The 20157-nt window shown below is 67.3% G+C and carries 23 protein-coding genes; 20 read left to right on the top strand and 3 right to left on the bottom strand.

The features are described from left to right. The first annotated feature begins 5 nt into the window (after nt 1–5). From gspF to ACS8Y6_RS12090, 9 genes are all read left to right on the top strand, one after another. Entirely contained in the window at nt 6–1226 is a 1221-nt protein-coding gene (gspF, locus tag ACS8Y6_RS12130; protein WP_440848528.1) for a type II secretion system inner membrane protein GspF, read from the top strand. A gap of 38 nt (nt 1227–1264) precedes the next feature. Then, nucleotides 1265–1729 (top strand): type II secretion system major pseudopilin GspG, encoded by a 465-nt coding sequence (gene gspG / locus ACS8Y6_RS12125; RefSeq protein WP_440848529.1) that lies wholly within the window; start codon nt 1265–1267, stop codon nt 1727–1729. Between the two features lie 145 nt (nt 1730–1874). Beyond that, nucleotides 1875–2528 carry a type II secretion system minor pseudopilin GspH gene (gene gspH / locus ACS8Y6_RS12120; RefSeq protein WP_440855659.1) on the top strand — a complete coding sequence of 218 codons (654 nt, stop codon included), beginning with the start codon at nt 1875–1877 and terminating at the stop codon, nt 2526–2528. Beyond that, a complete protein-coding gene (gene gspI / locus ACS8Y6_RS12115) occupies nt 2525–2968 on the top strand; it encodes a type II secretion system minor pseudopilin GspI (protein ID WP_440848531.1) in 444 nt (147 codons plus the stop codon). The genes gspH and gspI overlap by 4 nt, the downstream gene beginning before the upstream one ends. Next, entirely contained in the window at nt 2965–3600 is a 636-nt protein-coding gene (gene gspJ, locus ACS8Y6_RS12110) for a type II secretion system minor pseudopilin GspJ (RefSeq protein WP_440848532.1), read from the top strand. Before gspI ends, gspJ begins: the two co-directional genes overlap by 4 nt. Continuing rightward, entirely contained in the window at nt 3597–4532 is a 936-nt protein-coding gene (gspK, locus tag ACS8Y6_RS12105) for a type II secretion system minor pseudopilin GspK (protein ID WP_440848533.1), read from the top strand. Before gspJ ends, gspK begins: the two co-directional genes overlap by 4 nt. A gap of 122 nt (nt 4533–4654) precedes the next feature. Beyond that, the gene (gene gspL / locus ACS8Y6_RS12100; RefSeq protein ID WP_440848534.1) at nt 4655–5878 is read left to right on the top strand and encodes a type II secretion system protein GspL; all 1224 of its coding nucleotides are present in this window, start codon (nt 4655–4657) and stop codon (nt 5876–5878) included. Next, nucleotides 5875–6378, top strand: a complete 504-nt coding sequence (gene gspM / locus ACS8Y6_RS12095; protein WP_440848535.1) for a type II secretion system protein GspM — start codon at nt 5875–5877, stop codon at nt 6376–6378. The genes gspL and gspM overlap by 4 nt, the downstream gene beginning before the upstream one ends. A 47-nt stretch (nt 6379–6425) precedes the next feature. After that, a complete protein-coding gene (locus tag ACS8Y6_RS12090) occupies nt 6426–7136 on the top strand; it encodes a type II secretion system protein N (RefSeq protein ID WP_440855658.1) in 711 nt (236 codons plus the stop codon). Between the two features lie 49 nt (nt 7137–7185). On the opposite strand, the gene ACS8Y6_RS12085 is transcribed toward ACS8Y6_RS12090, so the two are convergent. Further along, nucleotides 7186–8421, bottom strand: coding sequence for a class I SAM-dependent methyltransferase (locus tag ACS8Y6_RS12085; protein ID WP_440848537.1), 1236 nt, complete (start codon nt 8419–8421; stop codon nt 7186–7188). Nucleotides 8422–8583: 162 nt separating this feature from the next. Between ACS8Y6_RS12085 and ACS8Y6_RS12080 the strand changes: the two genes are divergently transcribed. From ACS8Y6_RS12080 to ACS8Y6_RS12065, 4 genes are read left to right on the top strand one after another with little or no spacing between them, the layout of a single operon-like run. Then, nucleotides 8584–9588, top strand: coding sequence for a zinc-dependent alcohol dehydrogenase (locus ACS8Y6_RS12080; protein ID WP_440848538.1), 1005 nt, complete (start codon nt 8584–8586; stop codon nt 9586–9588). Continuing rightward, nucleotides 9576–9974 carry a 6-pyruvoyl trahydropterin synthase family protein gene (locus ACS8Y6_RS12075; protein ID WP_440848539.1) on the top strand — a complete coding sequence of 133 codons (399 nt, stop codon included), beginning with the start codon at nt 9576–9578 and terminating at the stop codon, nt 9972–9974. Before ACS8Y6_RS12080 ends, ACS8Y6_RS12075 begins: the two co-directional genes overlap by 13 nt. Then, the gene (locus ACS8Y6_RS12070) at nt 9971–11029 is read left to right on the top strand and encodes a glycosyltransferase family 4 protein (protein WP_440855657.1); all 1059 of its coding nucleotides are present in this window, start codon (nt 9971–9973) and stop codon (nt 11027–11029) included. Before ACS8Y6_RS12075 ends, ACS8Y6_RS12070 begins: the two co-directional genes overlap by 4 nt. After that, on the top strand, nt 11026–11877 hold the full coding sequence (locus tag ACS8Y6_RS12065) for a class I SAM-dependent methyltransferase (RefSeq protein ID WP_440855656.1): 852 nt from the start codon (nt 11026–11028) through the stop codon (nt 11875–11877). The genes ACS8Y6_RS12070 and ACS8Y6_RS12065 overlap by 4 nt, the downstream gene beginning before the upstream one ends. A 1-nt stretch (nt 11878) precedes the next feature. Here the strand turns inward: ACS8Y6_RS12065 and ACS8Y6_RS12060 are convergent, their stop codons facing one another. Continuing rightward, nucleotides 11879–12697 carry a RibD family protein gene (locus ACS8Y6_RS12060; RefSeq protein ID WP_440855655.1) on the bottom strand — a complete coding sequence of 273 codons (819 nt, stop codon included), beginning with the start codon at nt 12695–12697 and terminating at the stop codon, nt 11879–11881. Nucleotides 12698–12806: 109 nt separating this feature from the next. On the opposite strand from ACS8Y6_RS12060, the gene ACS8Y6_RS12055 reads away from it, so the two are divergent. Then, complete coding sequence (locus ACS8Y6_RS12055) at nt 12807–13946, top strand: GTP cyclohydrolase II (RefSeq protein WP_440848543.1); 1140 nt, start codon at nt 12807–12809, stop codon at nt 13944–13946. Nucleotides 13947–13949: 3 nt separating this feature from the next. Here the strand turns inward: ACS8Y6_RS12055 and ACS8Y6_RS12050 are convergent, their stop codons facing one another. Continuing rightward, on the bottom strand, nt 13950–14765 hold the full coding sequence (locus tag ACS8Y6_RS12050; RefSeq protein ID WP_440855654.1) for a creatininase family protein: 816 nt from the start codon (nt 14763–14765) through the stop codon (nt 13950–13952). Between the two features lie 211 nt (nt 14766–14976). Here ACS8Y6_RS12050 and ACS8Y6_RS12045 point away from each other — a divergent pair, with 211 nt between their 5' ends. The 6 genes from ACS8Y6_RS12045 (at nt 14977) to ACS8Y6_RS12020 (ending at nt 20156) form a co-directional block, all read left to right on the top strand. Continuing rightward, nucleotides 14977–16638 carry a Na+/H+ antiporter gene (locus tag ACS8Y6_RS12045; RefSeq protein WP_440855653.1) on the top strand — a complete coding sequence of 554 codons (1662 nt, stop codon included), beginning with the start codon at nt 14977–14979 and terminating at the stop codon, nt 16636–16638. Nucleotides 16639–16767: 129 nt separating this feature from the next. Then, nucleotides 16768–17172 (top strand): DUF4168 domain-containing protein, encoded by a 405-nt coding sequence (locus ACS8Y6_RS12040; protein WP_440855652.1) that lies wholly within the window; start codon nt 16768–16770, stop codon nt 17170–17172. 198 nt (nt 17173–17370) lie between these two features. Continuing rightward, nucleotides 17371–17985, top strand: a complete 615-nt coding sequence (locus ACS8Y6_RS12035) for a flavin reductase family protein (protein WP_440855651.1) — start codon at nt 17371–17373, stop codon at nt 17983–17985. 93 nt (nt 17986–18078) lie between these two features. Next, the gene (locus ACS8Y6_RS12030) at nt 18079–18522 is read left to right on the top strand and encodes an MliC family protein (RefSeq protein ID WP_440855650.1); all 444 of its coding nucleotides are present in this window, start codon (nt 18079–18081) and stop codon (nt 18520–18522) included. 95 nt (nt 18523–18617) lie between these two features. After that, nucleotides 18618–19709, top strand: coding sequence for a M42 family metallopeptidase (locus tag ACS8Y6_RS12025; RefSeq protein ID WP_440855649.1), 1092 nt, complete (start codon nt 18618–18620; stop codon nt 19707–19709). 90 nt (nt 19710–19799) lie between these two features. Then, on the top strand, nt 19800–20156 hold the full coding sequence (locus tag ACS8Y6_RS12020; protein ID WP_440848550.1) for a CidA/LrgA family protein: 357 nt from the start codon (nt 19800–19802) through the stop codon (nt 20154–20156). Nucleotide 20157: the final 1 nt, after the last annotated feature.

Below are 20157 nucleotides of genomic sequence, written 5' to 3'. Positions count from 1 at the left end.
TATCCATGGGTGCTTTCGAATACACCGCGCTCGACGCCCGGGGCCGCCGCAAGAAAGGCGTGCTGGAAGGCGACGCCGCGCGTGCCATCCGCGCTCAGCTGCGCGAACGCGGCCTGACGCCGATCGAGGTGAACGAGGTCGCGGAACGCGCTACCGGCGCGTCCGGTCGCGCGCTGTTGTCTTTCTCGCGCGGCATGAGCGTGACCGAACTGGCGCTGTTCACCCGCCAGCTGGCCACCCTCGCCCATGCCGGCCTGCCGATGGAGGAAGCGCTCAAGGCGGTGGCCGAGCAGACCGAGAACGAGCGCGTGCAGAAGATCATCGTGGGCGTGCGCGCCCAGGTGGTCGAGGGCAATACCTTCGCCGCCGCCCTCGCCGACTTCCCGAAAAGCTTCGGCCCGCTGTACCAGGCCACGGCCGCGGCCGGCGAACAGTCCGGCCATATCGACGAGGTGCTCAACGGCCTGGCTGACTATGTCGAGGAGCAACAGGCGCTGCGTCAGAAAATCCTGGCCGCGCTCATCTACCCGGCGTTTCTGGTGGTCGTATCGATCGCGATCGTGATCGGCTTGTTGTCTACGGTCGTGCCCAAACTGGTGCATGTGTTCAACAGCGTACATGCGAGCCTGCCAGCACTCACCATCGCACTGATCGCCACCAGTGATTTCCTGCGCACCTGGGGCTGGCTGCTCGCCCTCCTGCTTGCCGCCGCGATCGCGGCGTTCGGCTACGGTCTGCGCCGGCCGGCATTCAAGCGCCGTTTCCATGCGTTCGTGCTGCGCATCCCGCTGATCGGCCGTTTCGCGCGCGCCGTGAATACCGCGCGCTTCACACGGACGCTGGCGATTCTCACCAGCAGCGGCGTGCCGGCACTGGATGCCATGACCATCGGCGCCGACGTGGTGACCAACGTGCCCATGCGCGAGGCGATCAAGCGCGCCGCCACCCGCGTGCGCGAAGGCGACGCCATTCATCGGGCGCTGCAGCGCGAACAGCTATTTCCCGCCATCACACTGCACATGATCGCCAACGGCGAGATGTCCGGCGAGCTCGACACCATGCTCGGCCGGGCCGCCGATCATCAGGATCGCGAGGTCGAGACCATCCGTGAAGGCGTGATGGGCATTCTCGGACCGGCGGTCATTCTCGCCATGGGCGGCATCGTGCTCATGATCGTGCTGGCGGTCCTGTTGCCCGTGTTCAATCTCAACCAACTGGTCAAGTGACCGGCCCGGTTCCACCGTTGCCCGCGAGGAGTTTCGATATGCAGTTTTCTTATCAACGCGCCGCCCGTCGGCGTCGACAAAGCGGCTTCACGCTGATCGAGATCATGGTGGTGGTCGTGATTCTGGGCATCCTCGCCGCCATCGTCGTGCCCAATATCATCGATCGGCCGGACGTCGCCCGCGAAGCCAAGGCGCGCCAGGACATCAAGGCCATCGATTCGGCACTCAAGCTGTATCGCCTGGACAACTATCGCTATCCGACCACCGAGCAGGGCCTCGCGGCGCTGGTGCACAAGCCCACCAGCCAGCCGGTCCCCCGCAACTGGAAATCGGGCGGCTATCTGGACAGCCTGCCGACCGATCCGTGGGGGCATGTATATCACTACCGCAATCCCGGTCAGCACGGCCCGATCGATATCTACACCCTCGGTCGCGACAACAAGCCGGGCGGCGATGGCCCGGATGCCGATATCGGCAACTGGACGCTGAACGACAACTCCTAGTGTCCGGTAACGTCAGCTTGCGTCACGGCTTGCGTGCGATTTTTCGTGCCGGGCAAGGTGCGGCAACGGGTCGTATCCGGGCATGCGGCGCCTGGCCGCAACGCCGCCCGGCGCGATGACTTGGCGCTACCGGAGACCAAACGCGGTGGATGCGGGGCGCGCGACTCGAGCCTGCGCCGCCGCCCCGGTCATGCCGCCGGACCAGCCGCCGCAGGGCGGCTTTACGCTCATCGAAATCCTGGTCGTACTGGTCATCATCGGCGTCGTTTTGACGTTTGCCACGCTATCGGTGAACCCGACCGGACCGGGCGACCGGCTCGACACCGCATCGCAGCGTCTGCTGGCGCTGACGCAGGACGCGGCCGACGAATCGATCCTGTCGGGCGACACCATCGGCCTGCAGCTCACCGATCCGGGCTATCGCTTCATCCGGCTGACGGACCAGGGCTGGAAGGTCATTCGCAGCGCCGATTCGCCATTGCGCCCGCGCCGGCTCGACAAGGACATTCATCTCGACCGTATCAACGCCAACGGCGACCGCAGCCGGAACAACCGGCAGGTCGAGACCCTGACCCTGCCGGCATCGCCCATTGCCGATCGCCCGCCCGGCGGGCCTGCCGCGCAGTCCCGGGATAATGCGCCCGGGAACCGGAAGCTGGCCGTGCCCGCCGCGCTGTTTCTCGCCAGCGGTGAGCTGCTGCCCTTTACGCTTGAGCTATCGGCCGACGGTGTCAAGCATCGCTTCGACATCACGGGTACACCGAACGGCCAGATCCAACGCAGGCGGGTGGCGCGGTGAAACAACGCGCTGAAGGCTTCACCCTGATCGAGGTACTGATCGCGCTGGCGGTCATCGCGATCGCGCTGGTCGCCTTTGTCTCGGCCGGCGCCCAGAACGCGGACTACGCGACGTATATCCATCAGCGCACCATCGCGCAGATCATCGCCCGCAACCGGCTGGTCGAATATCAGATCGCCGCCAACTGGCCGAGCACGGGCACACGCTCGGGCGACGTCACCATGGCCGAGAGCCCGTGGCATTGGCAGGCCACCATCAGCGCTACCCAGGATGCCAGCGTGCGTCGCGCCGATGTGCGCGTGTATGCGGTCGATCCGAATACCCACCAGGCGGACAAGGATTCGATCACATTGCTGAGCGGTTTTCTGACCCAGCACCAGAAGCCGGCGACGAGCACGAGCGGCCATGCGAAAACCGCCGCCTCGGGGAGTAGCTCGTGAGACCGACGCGCGCCCAGGCCGGCTTCACCCTGGTCGAGCTGCTCGTCGCCATCGCGGTGTTCGCGGTGATGGCGGCCATCGCCTACGGCGGGCTGTCGTCGGTGATCGGCACGCGCGACTCGATCGATGCCGCGCTGGATCGCAGCAAGATGCTGCAGATGGCGACCTGGCGGCTGCAGCAGGACATCGAGCAAGTCGTCGCCCGCCCGGTGCGCAACCGTTTCGGCGACGCCGAGCCGGCCGTGATGGGCAGCCCGGACACCGGCCTGACGATCACCCGCGACGGCTGGCCCAATCCGTTGTCGGAACCGCGCTCGACATTACAGCGCGTGCACTACCAGCTCGAGCCGCACGGCGATCTCGTGCGGTCGTATTACCGCGTGGTCGACCAGGCACAGGACAGCGCCCCGGTCGACACCAACCTGCTCAGCGGCGTCACCCGGATCGAATGGCGTTTTCTGGACAACAACGGCCAATGGCAGGATCGCTGGCCACCTCGCAACAGCGGCGCGATCTCAAACCTGTCGGCCCGGGCAACCCGGCCGCCGCCGGTAGCCATCGAACTCCGCCTGGACACCCGGGCCTGGGGCCATCTGCGGCTGTTGTTCGCCATGCCGGGCGCGCATCTATGATCGGGCGAAGCCAGCAACGCGGCGTGGCCTTGCTGATGGCGATGCTGATCGTGGCGCTGTCTGCCATCATCAGTGCGGCGATGATCTCGCGTATGACGCTGGCCATGCATCGCTCCGGCAATATATGGAACGCCGAACAGGCGTGGTGGTACGGCATCGGCATCGAGAACTGGCTGGGCGCCAAGCTGCGCGAGGATGCCCGGCACTCCAGGATCGACACGCTGCAGGAAGCCTGGGCGCAACCGGTCGACGACCTGCCGATCGACGGCGGCTCCATCAGCGGCCGCATCGTCGATCTTCAGGGGCGCTTCAATCTCAACAATCTGGTGCTCGGCAATCAGGATGCCGCCGCGGCCCAGTTCGCACGCCTGATCCAGGACGTGTCGGATACCGATTCGGTCACCGCCCGGACCATCGCCCAGTCCGCGGCGGACTGGATCGACCCGGACATCAATCCACGTCGCCCCTACGGCGCCGAGGACGATTATTATCTGGGCCAGTCACCGGCCTATCGGACCGGCAATACGCTCATGGCCAGCCCGAGCGAACTGGCCGCGGTTCGCGGAATGACCCCGCTGCTGTACCGCGAACTCGCGCCTTACATCAGTGCATTGCCGACCGCCACCGCGATCAATGTGGATACCGCGCCGGCGCCGGTACTGCAGTCGCTGGCGAAGCTGCCGCCCGGCACCGGCAAGAAACTGGCCGACCTGCGCACGGGCTCGCCCTGGAAATCGGTCAAAGCCTTTCAGGGCGCGAACCCGCTGGCGGGACAGAACCTCAAGAACGCCTCGTTATCGGTCGCCACGCAATACTTTCTGGTCGCCGGCCGGATCAAGGTGGCCGACAGCACCACCCAGTTCTACAGCGTGCTTCACCGCGCCAGCAACGGTGCGGTCAATGTCGTCCGCCAGGCAACCCAGGCCTATTAGGGAAAAATCGATGGATGGACTCGTGCCGCGCAACGGCTCAACACCTGTAAAGACTGCGTTAGACTGCCGCATCGGTTGGGTGCGCCCAGGGGCGAACATGCGCACCGATTCGGGGAGCTGACGTGGCCCAACGGCTGGCGGTGTATTTCGATGGAACGCAAGCGGCCTGGCTCAATGACGAGCGGCAGCTGACGCGGGGTTCGCTCACCGAGTTTGCCGCCGCGATCGAGGGCGAGGATGCCGAGATATCGGTGCTCATTCCGGGCGAGGATGTACTGCTGACACGCGCGCCGCTGCCGCCGATCCGGACGGCAGCGCGCCGGCTCCAGGCGGCCCGCTACGCACTCGAGGATCGCCTCGCCGGACGCGTCGAGCAACTGCATTTCGCGCTGGCCGGCAGCGCCGATCGCGCTGGCGAGACGCCGGTTGCGGTGATCGACCTCGATCGCATGACAACGCTGTGCGATGCGCTCGACGCCGCCGGCATCGAGGCGACGCGCATTCTGCCGGACTACATGGCCCTGCCCGCGCCCGGCGCCGATCACTGGCAGCTCGCCGCCAGCGGGGATCGAGTGCTGGCACGCACCGAAGCCACAGCGGGGTTCGCCTGCGATACCGATCTCTGGCCGATTGTTGCGGGCGCGCTGGATGCGCCGGTGGCCGCGACCGTGTACGCCATCGACGCCGCCGAGGCACAACGCCCGCTGGATATCGATTGGGCCGGCGACGCGCAAGACCCGGCGTTGCATCTCGTCGTCTGCGCCGATGCCAATGCCCTGCTGGCTACGCTGCTGACCGAGCCCGAAGCCCTGCGCGGCGGCGTCAATCTGCGCCAGGGGACCTTCGCGCCGCGTTCGCAGTTCCAGTCCCAATGGCGACCGCTGATGCTCACGGGCGCGTTGGCCGCAGCGTGGCTCGTCATCGCCATCGTAGCGCGCGGCATCGAGACCTGGCAGCTCGACCAACGGGTCGACGCCCTGCATGCGCAGACACTCACCGCGTTTCACGATGCCTTTCCCGGGGTGCAGAACATCAACGATCTGCGCGTGCAGGCCGAACAAGGCATTCGTCAGTTGCGCGGCACCGGCGGTGCCGGCGGCCTGTTCCCGCTGGTCCAGGCCGTCGCCGCTGTGACCGGCCAGACCGACGATCTACAAGTCCAGTCCATGCAGTACCGCGACGGAAAACTCAATCTCAGCCTGAACGGCAAGAACGTGCAATCGGTGGAGATGTTGCGCGCCGGATTCGCTCAGCGCGACGATATTCAGCTCTCCGTGCAAGGGGCCGACGCCAGCGCCTCGGGCGTGCAGATCCGGGCCACCGTCAGTCCGGGGGCGGGCCAATGAGCGCGCTCAGGGCGTGGTTCCAGGGCCTCGCGCCGCGCGAGCGTATCATGGTGGCGGCCGCCGCCGCCGTGGTGGCCGTCGCAATCTTCTATTACGGCCTGTGGCACCCGTTGAACAGCGCGCTGGCCAACGCCCGCGAACAGGTCACGGCCGAATCCAACCAGGCCCGCTGGATGCTGGGCATCCGCAACGAAGCGAAGCTATTGCGCGCCTCGTCACAGCACAGCGAACCCAAGGGCCGCGATCAGTCCCTGCTGAGCATCGTCGATGCGACCAGCCGCGCGCACAATCTCGGCGGTGCGGTCAGTCATATTCAGCCGAAGAACAACGATGAAGCGCTGGTCACCCTGGACAAGGCCAACTTCAACCACATGCTGTACTGGCTGAAAACCCTGCAAAGCGACTATGGCGTGGTCGCCTCGGAGGCGACGATTTCGCGGGCCGAGGGCGCCCCGGGCCGGGTCGAGGCCCGCCTTACCCTGATCCGGGGCCGCTCCTGATGAACTGGCGGATCATGCGTTTCGCGGCCGTCGGCGGAGTCGCGTTCATGATCGGGCTCGTGACCTATCTGCCCGCGTCCCTGGTGGCCGGCTGGGTCACCGGCAATACCCCGGTGCGGCTGCAGGGGGTTTCCGGCACATTACTCGACGGCCGCGCGGCCTACGCCGTGCTGCCGCATGGCGCCGTGAGCCATGTGCGCTGGCACGTGCACCCGGCCGCGCTGTTGCTCGGCGAGCTTTCGGCAACGCTACGGGTGGACAGCGATCTGGGCCACGTCTCGGGTGACCTTCATCGCGGCGTGCTCGGTTCCAACTCGCTCGACGACGTCCAGGGCGAGGCGACCATCGGCTGGTTGTCGGATCTGGCGGGATATGCGTTCGTGCCCCTGTCCGGACGGATCGGCCTGCATCTGGATCACCTGAGGTTCGATGACAACCTCGCCATCAGCGCGCTGGCCGGCACCGTCCAGCTCACGGACAGCCGGTGGGAATTGTTGAACCCGCCGCTGCCCCTGGGCCGCTTCAAGGCGCGGCTGGACCGCGACGGCAACGGGGTCGAGGCGCGCATTGTCGACAGCAAGGGGCCGCTGGCATTGACCGGCAGGGTGGCGCTATCCGGCCGCAACCGGCGCTATGACCTGAACGTCAAGCTGCGCGCCCGCGCCGGGGCAGACGATCGTCTCAAGCAGATGCTCCGGCCACTCGGCACACCCGACAGCCAAGGCTGGTACCGCATACACGAGCGCGGCGCCCTCTGATTGACCGGGCCGCGCGCCTCGCCACCATGCGCCGAGGCGACTGCCGCGTTCAGCCGGCCGCGCTCACCGACGATTGCCGGGCCCGAGCCACGGCCGGTTCCGGCTCTCGGTCGGCATACAGATAATCACGCGTGACGGGCACGGCATCGTTGCGGTGCGCGAGTTGCACTTGGTAGACCACGAGCTGGCCGTAGCGAAAGATCGCTTCGCAACCGAGCAGGTAGAACTCCCACATGCGGCAGAAGCGTTCGCCCAGCCGCTCGCGGAACACATCGCGCTCGGCCTGGAAGCGCGCGTTCCACGCGGCCAGCGTCCGGGCGTAGTGCAGCCGCCAGACTTCGAGGTCGGACAGCGACATGCCGGTTTTCTCGATGCAGGGCGCGAAATCCGACAACGAAGGAATATAGCCGCCCGGGAAGATATATTTCTGGATCCAGGTCCGGCTGTCCCTGGGCGGCACGCCGTTGCGCGCGATGAAATGGATCAGGCTGCGGCCGTCCGGCTTGAGCAGGCGTGCGACCTGGTCAAAGAACGTCTGATACTGCGGCCGGCCCACATGCTCGAACATGCCCACCGACACGATGGCGTCGTAGGCGCCCTGATGCTCGCGATAGTCCTCCTTGAGGAAGGTCACGCGGTGGCTCAGGCCGAGCGTCTCGGCGCGTTTGCAGGCGTGATCGTACTGATCGTTGGACAAGGTCAGCCCGACCACATCGACGTCGTACTCGCGGGCCAGAAACAGCGCCATCCCGCCCCAGCCACAGCCGATGTCGAGCACCGTCTGCCCCGGTTCGAGCAGCAGCTTGCGACCGATATGCGCGAGCTTGGCGCGTTGCGCATCGTCCAGCGACATCCCCTCGTGTTCGAAATAGGCACAGGAATACTGCATTTCCGGGTCGAGGAAACGCTGGAAAAGCTCGTTGTCGATGTCGTAGTGGTGCTGGACGTTGCGCTCCGCGCGCATGCGGGTATTCATTTCGCGCACGCCATGGAACGCGCGGCGCGCGAGGTCCATCAAACGATTGGATTGTAGATTGTTCTCGTTGGCGAAATAGAGACGGAATACCGCCTGCAACCCACCCTCGCCGGGCCACCAGTCGCCGTCCATGTAGGCCTCGCCGAAGGCCATTTCCGGATCAGCCAGCAGTCGCCTGAGGACTTGGGTCGTCCGCAGATGCACGTGGGCGACCGGTTCGCCGGAACCGTAGCGCTGCTCCGCACCGTCGGCGTGGTGCAACACCAGGGTTCCGCGGCTGATGAAACGCTCAAAAAAACTACTCTTCACAACCCATCCTTTTGGCCCGGCTGTGGCCGGCCGAACCCCGTCTATTCATTTTTATAAAATACAACGCACGCGCTGTAAGTGCATAGTGCAGCCGAACACATGATCTGGCCAATGGCCTGTCGAACGCTTAGTCTGGGCGACCATCTCCATCGTCGGCCCGCCATGACCGCTGACATCGCCCGGGCACTCTGGCTGGAGCCGCCGCGCCGCGCCGGCCTGCGTACCGAAACCCTGCCCTGCGCGGGCGCCGACGACGTCGTCGTCCGAACCTGCTATTCAGCGATCAGCCGCGGCACCGAAACCCTAGTTTATGCCGGGGCGGTGCCGGAAAGCGAATACGACCGTATGCGCGCGCCGTTTCAGGCCGGCGCCCTGCCCGGTGCGGTCAAGCACGGTTATGCCAACGTCGGCGTGGTCGAGCGCGGGCCGCCGGGCTGGCTCGGCCGTCCGGTTTTCTGTTTGTATCCACACCAAACGCGGTACGTCGTGCCATGCGATGCCGTGGTGGCCGTGCCGCCGAACGTGCCGGCCGAGCGCGCGGTGCTCGCAGCCAATATGGAAACCGCCGTGAATGCGTTGTGGGACGCCGGCCCCCGGGTCGGCGACCGGATCAGCGTGGTCGGGGCCGGCGTGATCGGCAGCCTGGTAGCCGGTCTGTGCGTTGATCTGCCGGGCGTCGCGGTGGAACTGGTCGATATCGACAGCGGCCGCGCCTCGGTGGCGTCGGCGCTGGGCGCGGCATTCGCCCGGCCAGAAAACGCGACCGGCGGTCGCGATCTGGTGTTCCATGCCAGCGCGAGCGCCGCGGGGCTGAATACCGCGCTGTCCCTGGCCGGGTCCGAGGCCGAAATCGTGGAACTGAGCTGGTTCGGCACGCAGGCAACGAGTGTGGCCCTGGGCGGGGCGTTCCATTCGCGGCGGCTGACGCTGAAAGCGAGCCAGGTGGGCACGGTCTCGCCGGCGCGCGCCGCCCGCTGGAATCACCGGCGCCGGCTCGCGCTGGCACTGGCGCTGTGCGCGGATGCCCGGTTCGACGTACTGTTCGCCGACGACGCCGATTTCGACAGCCTGCCGGCGGTCATGGAACGGCTGGCCGATCCCGCCGACCGTACACTGTGCCAGCGCATCGTCTACGCCAACTGCCAGGACCCGCCATGTATCACCTGACCGTGCGCGATCACATCATGATCGCCCATAGTTTCTCCAGCCCGACGTTCGGTCCCGCCCAGGCGCTCCACGGCGCGACTTATGTCGTCGATGTCACTTTTTATCGCCAGACTCTGGACGAGGACGATCTGGTGGTCGATATCGGCGCCGCCTCGACCGCGCTGTCGGCAGCGCTGGCCGAATTCAATTTGCGTAACCTCGATGACAACCCGGCCCTGGCCGGACGCAACACCACCACCGAGTTCATGGCCGGCGAAATCTTCAATCGCCTGCAACAGGCGATCGCGGACGGCCGTCTCGGCGCGGGCGCGGCCGGACTCTGCCGCATGGGCGTGCAACTGTCCGAGTCGCACGTCGCCTGGGCCGGCTACGAGGCCGAGCTGTGAAACCGACCCGCATGCTGGTCGCCGGCGACCCGACGCAGTACACCGGCGGCTATATCTACGATGCCCGCATCTCGCGCGCGGCCGGCCGCGCCGGCCATGCCATTGAAGTCGTCGGGCTCGCCGGCCGTTTTCCCGAGGCCGACGCCGCCGCGGCGGCGGCATTGACCGCGGCGCTCGCCGCGCGGCCCGATGGCGAACTGGTGATCGTCGACGGGCTCGTGTTCGGCGCACTGCCGGAGCTCATTGCGCGCGAATCGGAACGGCTTCGACTGGTGGCGCTGATCCATCACCCACTGGCCGACGAATCCGGCATCGACGGCGCGTTGGCCGACCGCCTGTTCGCGAACGAGCGCCGCGCGCTCGCCAACGCCGCGCACGTGATCGTCACCAGCGAATTCACCGCCCGGCGCCTGGCCAGCGCCTACGGCGTCGCCCGCGCCGACCTCGATATCGTGGCACCCGGGCTGGACAAGCCGGTCGGTATCACGCTGCGAAAGCGCGGGGGGACACCACGCCTGCTTTGCGTGGCCAGCCTGATCCCGCGCAAGGGCCACGCCGTCCTGGTGGAGGCACTGGCACAAGTCGCCGATCTGGCATGGCGTTGCGACTTCATCGGCGACACCGAACGCGACCCGGCGTGCGTGGCCGATATCCGCGACGCCATCGATCGTCACCAGCTGGCCGGGCGCATTCATCTCAACGGCAGCCGCCCGCCGGAGGCGCTCTCGGCTGCCTACAACGACGCCACCCTGTTCATACTGCCGTCCTACTACGAGGGCTACGGCATGGTCGTGACCGAGGCGCTGGCCCACGGCCTGCCCGTCATCACCACCACCGGCGGCGCGCTCGCCGACACCCTGCCGGACGACGCCGGGCTGGCGGTGCCGCCGGGCGATTCGGAGGCGCTCGCCGACGGTCTGCGCCGGTTGTTGTCCGATCCCGACGCCTACGCCGCTCTGGCGGCGGGGGCGCTGCGGGCCGCCACCACCCTGCCCGACTGGGACGATGCCGGCGCGCGCCTTGCCGCGATCCTCGAACGCGTCGCCCGCGCATGAGCCGCGCGTCGCCCGCTGCGGGCTCGCACTTCGCCGACGACTGGCTGACGCTTCGGGAAGCCGTCGATCATCGCAGCCGGGCCCACGGACTCACGCTTTTGGCCGCCGCGCATCTGCGCCGCACGGCCGCCGGGCGCCGCGCGCGGGTGGTGGATCTCGGCGCCGGACGTGGATCGAACCTGCGCTATCTGGCCCCGCGCCTGCACCAACCGGTCGCGTGGCGCCTGCTGGATCAGGATGCCGAACTGCTCGCCGCAGCCGAACGCGCCATGCCCCCCGATGCCGGAGACCATTGCCAGCTGTCTGCCGAGATCGTCGATCTGGCCGCCCCACTGACCCCGGTGCTGCGCGACGCCGATCTGGTCACCGCCTCCGCGCTGATCGATCTCGTCTCGCGCGGCTGGATCGACACGCTGGCCGAGGCCTGCGCCCGCGACGGCGCAGCGGTACTGATCACGCTCAGCGTCGACGGCCGGATCCAGTTCTCCGATGCCGACGCGGACGATGCCGTCGTGCGCCGGGCCCTCGCCCGCGATCAGGCGCGCGACAAGGGCTTCGGTCCCGCTCTCGGCGCGGCCGCCCCGGCGGTGTTGATCAATGCCCTGGCGCGATGCGGTTATGCCGTGGCCACGCAGCCGAGCGACTGGCAGCTCGGCCGCGACGACGCCGCGCTAGCACGCGCCCTGATCGCGGGCTGGCAATCGGCCGCAACCCGGCAGCAAACGGATCAGGCCGAGCGCATGGCCGCTTGGGCGGCGCGGCGGGTCGAGGCTGTCGAGCGCGGCCGGGCGCGGCTGTGCATCGGCCATATCGATGTACTCGGCCTGCCCAATCCGCGCCGGCGCTGATTTAGCGCGACGCCCGCAAATCCAGATCGTAGAGCCGGTCCTCGCCCAACGCATACGAGCGACACCGCGGCCGCCGGGCCTCGTGCAGCGTTTCGATTTCGGCCAGCGCGAGCCCGGGCCGGCCGGAGCCGATCAGAAGCGGTGCGACGACTGTATGCAGCCGGTCGACGCAGCCAGCATCGATGAACCGCGAAATGGTCACACCGCCGCCTTCGATCAGCGCCCGATGCAGTCCGCGCGCGGCCAGAGCGTCGAGCAAGGCCCGTGGCAGGCCGGCGCCATCAGTGCCGGCCACTGGCAACGGCAAGGCGCCGGGCGCCGCAGGCTGGCCCGGGGCGACCACGTGCCAGGTGGGCGGCCCGCCATCGCTGAACACGCGCCGGTCGGCCGGCACCCGCGCGCGCGGGTCGAGCACCACGCGCACCGGGTCATCGCCGGCGACGTGGCGCACGGTGAGCCGGGGATCGTCGGCGTCGACCGTCCCGGCGCCGACGATCACGACGTCCGCCAGCGCCCGCAGACGATGCAGATGGACACGACTGGGCTCGCCGGTGACGTAATGGGAATGGCCGCTCACGGTGGCGATGCGCCCGTCCAGGCTCTGGCCGAGCTGCGCCACCACATGATCGCGGCGACAGAACGCCAGCGGCAGCAAGGTATCGAACAAAAAGGCCGCGTCCGCCTCGACGGGGGCATCGGCCGCCCACCGGCCCCCGGGCTCGATCGTCAACGCCCGGTCGACCCGCCAGATGTCGTCGGCCGGTCGCCGCCGCGCATCGCGAATCACGCGCCAAGCGTAAGTGTTGTCGATAAATGGCATCATACGCAGCCTTTAAACGATTCCGGTCGGCCCTATCGTCCGCGGATTCACGTTAGCAAGCCACGGTTGCATGACTGCCCAGCACTTGGAATCGATACAGGAACGCTTCATGCAACATGTCGAGCGTGCGATCTTCGATCTTCGGCGCGGCCTGCCGGTCGTCGTCGATACGCCGCAAACCCGCTATCTGGTCGCATCCATCGAAGGCACCAGCGCGGCGCTGCTGGACGAAATGCGTGCCGGCGCGCGCGACGCGCCCCAGCTCGTGCTGACCGAGCATCGCCTGGCCCACCTCGGCCGCCCACCCGCCGGCGCGCCCGCCGCGATCGCATTGCAAGCCACGGACAGCCGCGACGCGCTGATCCAGTGGGCGGCCGACCCGGGCGCCCGCTGGCCCGACACGCGCCCGGCCCTGCCCATATCCGATGCGGGTCATGCCGCCCTGGCGCTGATGCGCCGCGGTCTGCTGATCCCCGCGGCGGTCGTGGTCGAGCCGGATGACTATCTGGGCCCGCTCATCGCACGTCGCCTCGATCGCGGCGATCTGCTTTCGGTCGCCGCGGCGGATGTATTCGCGCACCGCCAGGCCGCCCCGTCGCTGCTGCGCCGCGTGAGCGAAGCGGATGTGCCGCTGGAAGCCGCGCCCAACTCGCGCTTCGTCGTCTTCCGCGAGGCCGACGGCATGCGCGAGCACGTGGCCATCATCATCGGCGACGCCGCGCGCTGGCCCGCGCCGGTGCCGGTCCGTCTGCACTCGGCCTGCCTCACCGGCGATCTTTTCGGCAGCCTGCGCTGCGACTGTGGCCCTCAGCTCAAGGCCAGTCTGGCCGCCATCCACGAGCGCGGTGGCGGCGTGTTGCTCTATCTGGCCCAGGAAGGCCGCGGCATCGGACTGGCCAACAAGATGCGGGCCTACCAGATGCAGGACGACGGCCTGGACACGGTCGACGCCGATCGCGTACTCGGTTTCGACAAGGACGAGCGCGACTATGCCGTGGCCCGCGAGATACTGGCCCAGCTCGATGTCGCGCATATCGATCTGCTCACCAACAATCCGGCCAAGATCGAAGCGATGAATCGCGAGCCGATCGAGGTGGCCGGGCGCAGCGGCATCTACGGTCGGCTGACCCGGCAAAACCATCGCTATCTGACCACCAAGGCCGAACGGGCGGGCCACTGGCTGGACGCCCTGCTCCAGGAACCGGTACTCACCGACACGCCGGACCCGGATCGCAACGAACAGGACTGAGGATCACGACCGGACCGGGCCGCCGAGCGCGTCGAGATCGAAGGTCGCCGTTTCGGCCACGATCTCGGCCAGGCGCGCGCCGAAGGCCTCGACCAGGCGCGCCCCCGTCGCGGCGTCGGCCGCCGCCGCATTCCCGGTCACGCCGGCCGGATTCAGATCCGCCGCCATCCAGGCGAAACCGGCGTCGCCCTCCGGGCCGAGCGTGGCGCCGGCCCGCGCGCGCCGCGCCCCGAGCGAGGGGTGATCGGCCAGCGCCTCGCGGCGTACCGTGCCGGGCGCCAGATGCAGCATCATCGACGTTTCCAGCGCCCCGCCGTGCAGACCATGCGCCAGTTCCTCGGCGGCCAGCGCGCCCGATGGCGGGGCGAAGCGGAAATAATTGGCCTTGACCACGAGCAGCCCGTAATCCGCCCGCAGTTGCAGCGCCGCGAGATCGAGCACGGCCTTGTTGCCGCCATGGCTGTTGAACAACACCAGGCGCCGCATCCCGGCGCGCGCCACGCTGGCGCCCACGGCCCGGATCTGGGCGATGGCCTGTTCCGCGGACAGGCTCAGCGTGCCGGCAAAGCCGGCGTGTTCCAGGCTCGCGCCCACGCTCAGCGTAGGCAGGATCAACAGATCGAGCGGCGCGGCATTGCATTCCAGCCGCGCAATGGCGGCATCGACAAGCCCCTCGCCAATCGTGACGTCGGTCGCCAGCGGCAAATGGGGGCCGTGCTGCTCGATCGCGGCCACCGGCAGCAGCGCCACCGGGTCCTGTGTGGCGATCGCCGCCAGTTCCGGCCCGGTCAGGGCGGACCATGATTGGATTCGCCTCATGCATCATCACGGTTGCGGCATACCCGGGCATGATGCGCCAGCGCGCCCAAGGCGCGCAACGCGCGGTGCGGCACGGCCACACGGGTAGAATAACGGGCATTCCCGATGCCCGGGCGCGCCGGGCCATCCACGATTGCTGCCGCGAGCCGCGCTCGACATGTGCCGCGCGGCCCGAACGGTTACCACCACACAAGGCTTTGTTCGACTTTCGATGACGATCGTAATCACCACGCTGATCCTGTTGCTCACCGTCGCCACCTCCGGCGTGCTGATCGGCCTCCTGCCGTTCCGGTTGCCGCGTCCCCTGGTCCAGATCGCGCTCGGCGCCGCCCTCGCGGTGCCCCCCTTCGGGCTCCACGTAAGGCTCGATCCCGAACTGTTCTTCCTGCTTTTCATCCCGCCGTTGCTGTTCGCCGACGCCTGGCGCATGCCGCGCCGCGAATTCCGGCGCCTGCTTGGGCCGATCACCGCGCTCGCGCTCGGCCTGGTGATGGTGACCGTGCTCTGCGTCGGTTTCTTCGTGCACTGGCTGATTCCGCAAATACCGCTGGCGGCGGGATTCGCCCTGGGCGCGGTGCTTTCGCCCACCGATGCCGTGGCCGTATCCGCCATCACCGGCAACGCCCATATTCCGTCGCGGCTGTTGCATATCCTGCAGGGCGAGGCGTTGATGAACGACGCCTCCGGCCTGGTGGCGTTGCGTTTCGGTATTGCGGCCACCCTCACCGGCGCGTTTTCGCTGCCGAAGGCCGCGCTCAGTTTTGTCATCATCGCCGCCGGCGGCCTGGCGGTCGGCTGGGCGTTGGCCTGGCTGTTCGCGCAGGTCCGGTATTTTCTGACCCAGTGGCGCGGCGACGACCCATCCAGCCACGTCGCGCTGCTGTTGTTGCTGCCGTTCGGCGCCTATCTCATGGGCGAGCATCTTGGTGTGTCCGGCATTCTGTCGGCGGTGGCCGCCGGCATGACGCTCAACAGCATCGATACCCTCAAGGGCGAGTTGACCACGCGCATGCAGAACCGCGGCATGTGGGCGATGCTCGAGTTCGTATTCAACGGCGTGATCTTCGTACTGCTCGGCCAGCAGATCCCCGTGATCGTGGCGCATGCGGGCGAAGCCAAGGCGTCGATCGGCGTCGACTGGTGGCATCTCGCCGCGTACCCGTTCGCCCTGCTCGCGTTGCTGATGGTCTCGCGCTACCTGTGGGTCTGGATCATGCTCAAGCTGGTCGTGATGCGGGCACGCCGGCGCGGCGAGAATGTCGCCCGCGTATCGTCCCGGATCATCGCCACCACCACTCTGGCCGGGGTGCGCGGGGCGATCACGCTCGCCGCCGTGCTGTCGTTGCCGCTGACCGAAGGCGACGGCACGCCGTTTCCCGGGCGCGGTGTGTTCGTGTTCATTGCCGCAGGGGTCATCCTGTTGTCGCTGGCCCTCGCCACCGTAACACTGCCGCCGTTGCTGCGACGCATTCAACTGCCCGCGGACGATCCACGCGCCACCGAGGAACGCGACGCGCGCGCCGCGTCGGCCCGGGCCGCCATCCAGGCGCTGGACTACATGCGCGAGGAGCACAAGGCACAGGCCGAGGATGCCGACGAGGCCTCACTGTACGCCGAAGTCGCGGCGCGCGTGATGGCGGCGTATCGCCCCTGGCTGGACCCGGATTCGGACGCCGAGGACAAGCGACGCGCGCGCCGAGGTTTCGGCATGGAGCGCACGCTGCGCCTGGCCGCGCTCAACGCCGAACGCGACGAGCTCTATCGTTTGCGCCGGGAGGGCGAAATCAATGACGTCACCATGCGTCGCATCATGGCCGACATCGATCTCACCGAAGCCTCGCTGCGCAGCGGACGGCGCGCCGGCAAGCGCTGACCGGCGTCGCTCCGGGTGCGCGATCGATTCATCTGATCATGGAACCGAAAGCGCCGGTCGATCGTTGGTGGCCATGCGGTCCCGATTCGGGGGATCGCTCACTCAATTGCAACCGAAAGGACAAGAGCAATGAACAAATCGCTGTTCACCACGACCGCCACCGTGATCGCGCTCGGTCTGGCCGCAACCGCGGCGCCGGTATTCGCCCAGGGCACGAACACATCGGGCAACTCGGGCGCGCAGTCCGGCTATTCGCAATCGAATGCCGGTTCCACGCATGTCTCGCAGGCCCAGGTGCAGAAATTCGCCAAGGCGCAGAAGGATATGCAGTCGCTGGTGCGCAACTCGCAGCAGAAGATCAAGAACGCCGACAACAAAAAACAGGCACGGCAGTATCGCCAGCAGATGAACAAGCAGATCGTGCAGACGATCAAGAAGGAGGGGCTGTCGGTGCAGCAGTACAACAAGATCGCCCAGGCGACACGTAACAACCACAAACTGCAGCAGCGCATCCAGAAGGCGATGCAGGGCTGACTCGACGACCGGACCGATGCTTCGGGCCCGTTGCGGGGCTCGAGGCCCGGTTCGGCGCACACCGGCGCGTGGCCAGGGCAATCGTGCCAGTCGCAGGCTGACGCGCCACTGCATCGATCACGCCCGAGCCCGTCGGACGGATAGATATGTCGCCGGTGGCCATATAGGCTATTCGCCTCAATCAAGCCGACACATGGCATGGCCTTTCATTTCTACGAACCCGCCAAGGGGCACGGTCTGCCCCACGACCCGTTCAAATCCATCATCGCGCCGCGGCCGATTGGCTGGGTGTCGAGCGTGGACGCCCAGGGGCAGCGCAACCTCGCCCCGTACAGCTTCTTCAACGCCATCAGTGCCGACCCGCCGATGCTCGCCTTCTCCAGCTACGGCTACAAGGACAGCGTGCGCAACATCGAGGCGACCGGCGAATTCGTCTGGAACCTGGCCAGCCGGAATCTGGCCGCCGCCATGAATCAGAGTTCGGCGAGCGTCGCCGCCGAGATCGACGAGTTCGAACTGGCCGGGCTCACGCCCGTGGCCGGCACCGTCGTGGCCGCGCCGCGCGTGGCCGAGGCCCGCGTGGCCTTCGAATGCCGCTTGAGCCAGGTGGTTCGCCTGCAAACCGCGGCCGGCGGGCAAACCAACAACTGGCTGACCATCGGCGAGGTGGTGGGCGTGCATATCGACGAGCGGCTGCTGGTTGACGGCATTTTCGACACGGTCGCCGCCGCCCCGATCATGCGCGCCGGTGGACCGGCCGATTATTTCGGTATCGACAGCGACGATCGGTTCCAGATGAAGCGGCCTGGATAGGGTCACGGGGCGGCATGCGCGCCGTGCCGCCCCTCGCCCGGATTCATCCGACTGTGACAAGCTGCACACACCACATGATTTGAAGGCTCACCCATGCTTCGACGTTGTTTCGCGCCGGCCCTGGCCGGCGCCATCGCCCTGACCGCGCTCGCCGGCTGCGCCCCCGACACCCTGCCGCCGCCGGAAGGTTCCGCTGCCTCGGCCACGCCAACCACCGGCGGACCGGTCGGCGGCACGCCGGCGCGGCACGCCACGCAGACTACCCATCACGCCGCGCAAAACAGCGCGATCGACTACGATTGCAACAACGGCACCACCATCAGCGCGCGCTACCCCGATACCGACCACGCGGTCGTGCGTTACCAGGGGCATAAACTGCCGATGCACATCGCCATTTCCGCCGACGGCGCACGTTATGTCGGCAAACACTACGAATGGTGGACCCGCGGCACCGGCCGGGGCACCGAGGCGACGCTGTTCGCCCACACCGATAACGGCGCCACCGGACACGAAATTACGGCCTGCCAGCAGCAATAACCCCGCCCGGCCTTGTGCGCTTGAACCGGCGCGCCGGCGGCCGGACAATGCGACCCTGCATTCAGGCGCCTGACGGCGTACGAACGGAATATTTCATGGCCGATACCGAATCCATTCTCAACGCCGATTCGATGGCGTTTCTTGAGCGCTATCTGAACAACGCATCGCCGACGGGCTACGAGTCCGCCGGGCAGAAACTCTGGATGGCGTATCTCGCCCCCTATGTCGATGACTTCATCACCGACGCGTACGGCACCGCGGTCGGCGTGATCAATCCGGATGCCGATTACAAGGTCGTGATCGAGGGCCATGCCGATGAAATCGGCTGGTACGTCAATCACATCACCGACAAGGGGTTGATCTACGTGCTGCGCAACGGCGGCTCGGATCATCAGATCGCGACGTCCAAGCGCGTGCATATCCATACCGACCAGGGCCCGGTCGAGGGCGTGTTCGGCTGGCCGGCGATCCATACCCGCAACCCCAGCAACGAAAAGGCGCCGACCAAGGAAAATATCTTCGTCGACGTCGGCGCCTCGTCCAAGGACGAGGTCGAGGCCATGGGTATCCATCCCGGCTGCGTGCTGACCTATCCGGACGAGTTCAGCGTGCTCAACGGGGACAAGTTCGTCTGCCGCGCCATCGACAACCGTATCGGCGGATTCATGATCGCCGAGGTCGCCCGTCTGCTGCACGAGTCCGGGCACAAGCCGGACTTCGGGCTCTACGTGGTCAACGCGGTGCAGGAAGAAGTCGGCCTCAAGGGCGCGAGCATGATCGCCGAGCGCATCAAGCCCGATGTGGCCATCGTCACCGACGTGACCCACGACACCTCCACGCCGATGATCGAGCAGACCACCCACGGCTCGCTCAAGATCGGCGACGGCCCGGTGATCGCTTATGCGCCGGCCGTGCAGAACAAGCTGCGCGAGCATCTGATCGCGACAGCCGAGCGCGAGAATATCCCGTTCCAGCGCCAGGCGCGCGCGCCGGGGACCGGCACCGATACCGATGCCTTCGCCTACAGCAACCAGGGCGTACCGTCGGCGCTGATCGCACTGGCCCTGCGTTACATGCACACGACCGTCGAGATGGTGCACCGTACGGATGTCGAGAACGTCATCCGCCTGATGTACGAAGGCGTACGCGGCATCCGTAGTGGCGACACCTTCAGCTACTTCGACTAGGGCCGGCATGGGCCGGCCATACGGCCGGCTCTATTCGCCCTCCCCGACGGGCCGGCGCAACCGGATTCGCGACGAACCCTTTACAACGTCATGATTGGATCGATCGCCGCGCTGCTGATTCTGCAATTGATCGGCACCCTCGTGATCCGCCTCACCGGCATTCCCCTGCCCGGCCCGGTGGTCGGCATGTTGCTGCTGTTCGCCTATCTGTTGTGGCGTGGCACCACGCCGGCGCCATTCGAGCGCACGGCGCAGGGTCTGCTGCAGAACCTCGCGCTGCTGTTCGTGCCGGCCGGGGTCGGCATCATCGCGCATCTGCATGCGGTGGCCGAACAGTGGGTGGCACTGTCGATCACGATCGTGGCGAGCGCGGCCATTACGCTGGTGGTGACCGCCGTCACCCTGCACTGGCTACTCAAATGGCGACCACGCAACGAGGAGCCGTAGG

Source organism: Salinisphaera sp. RV14 (genome assembly GCF_052044135.1).
In the GTDB taxonomy this organism is placed as follows: Bacteria; Pseudomonadota; Gammaproteobacteria; order Nevskiales; family Salinisphaeraceae; genus Salinisphaera.
The sequence above is the reverse complement of the archived record's forward strand: the minus strand, read 5'-3'. Positions and strand labels throughout refer to the sequence as shown.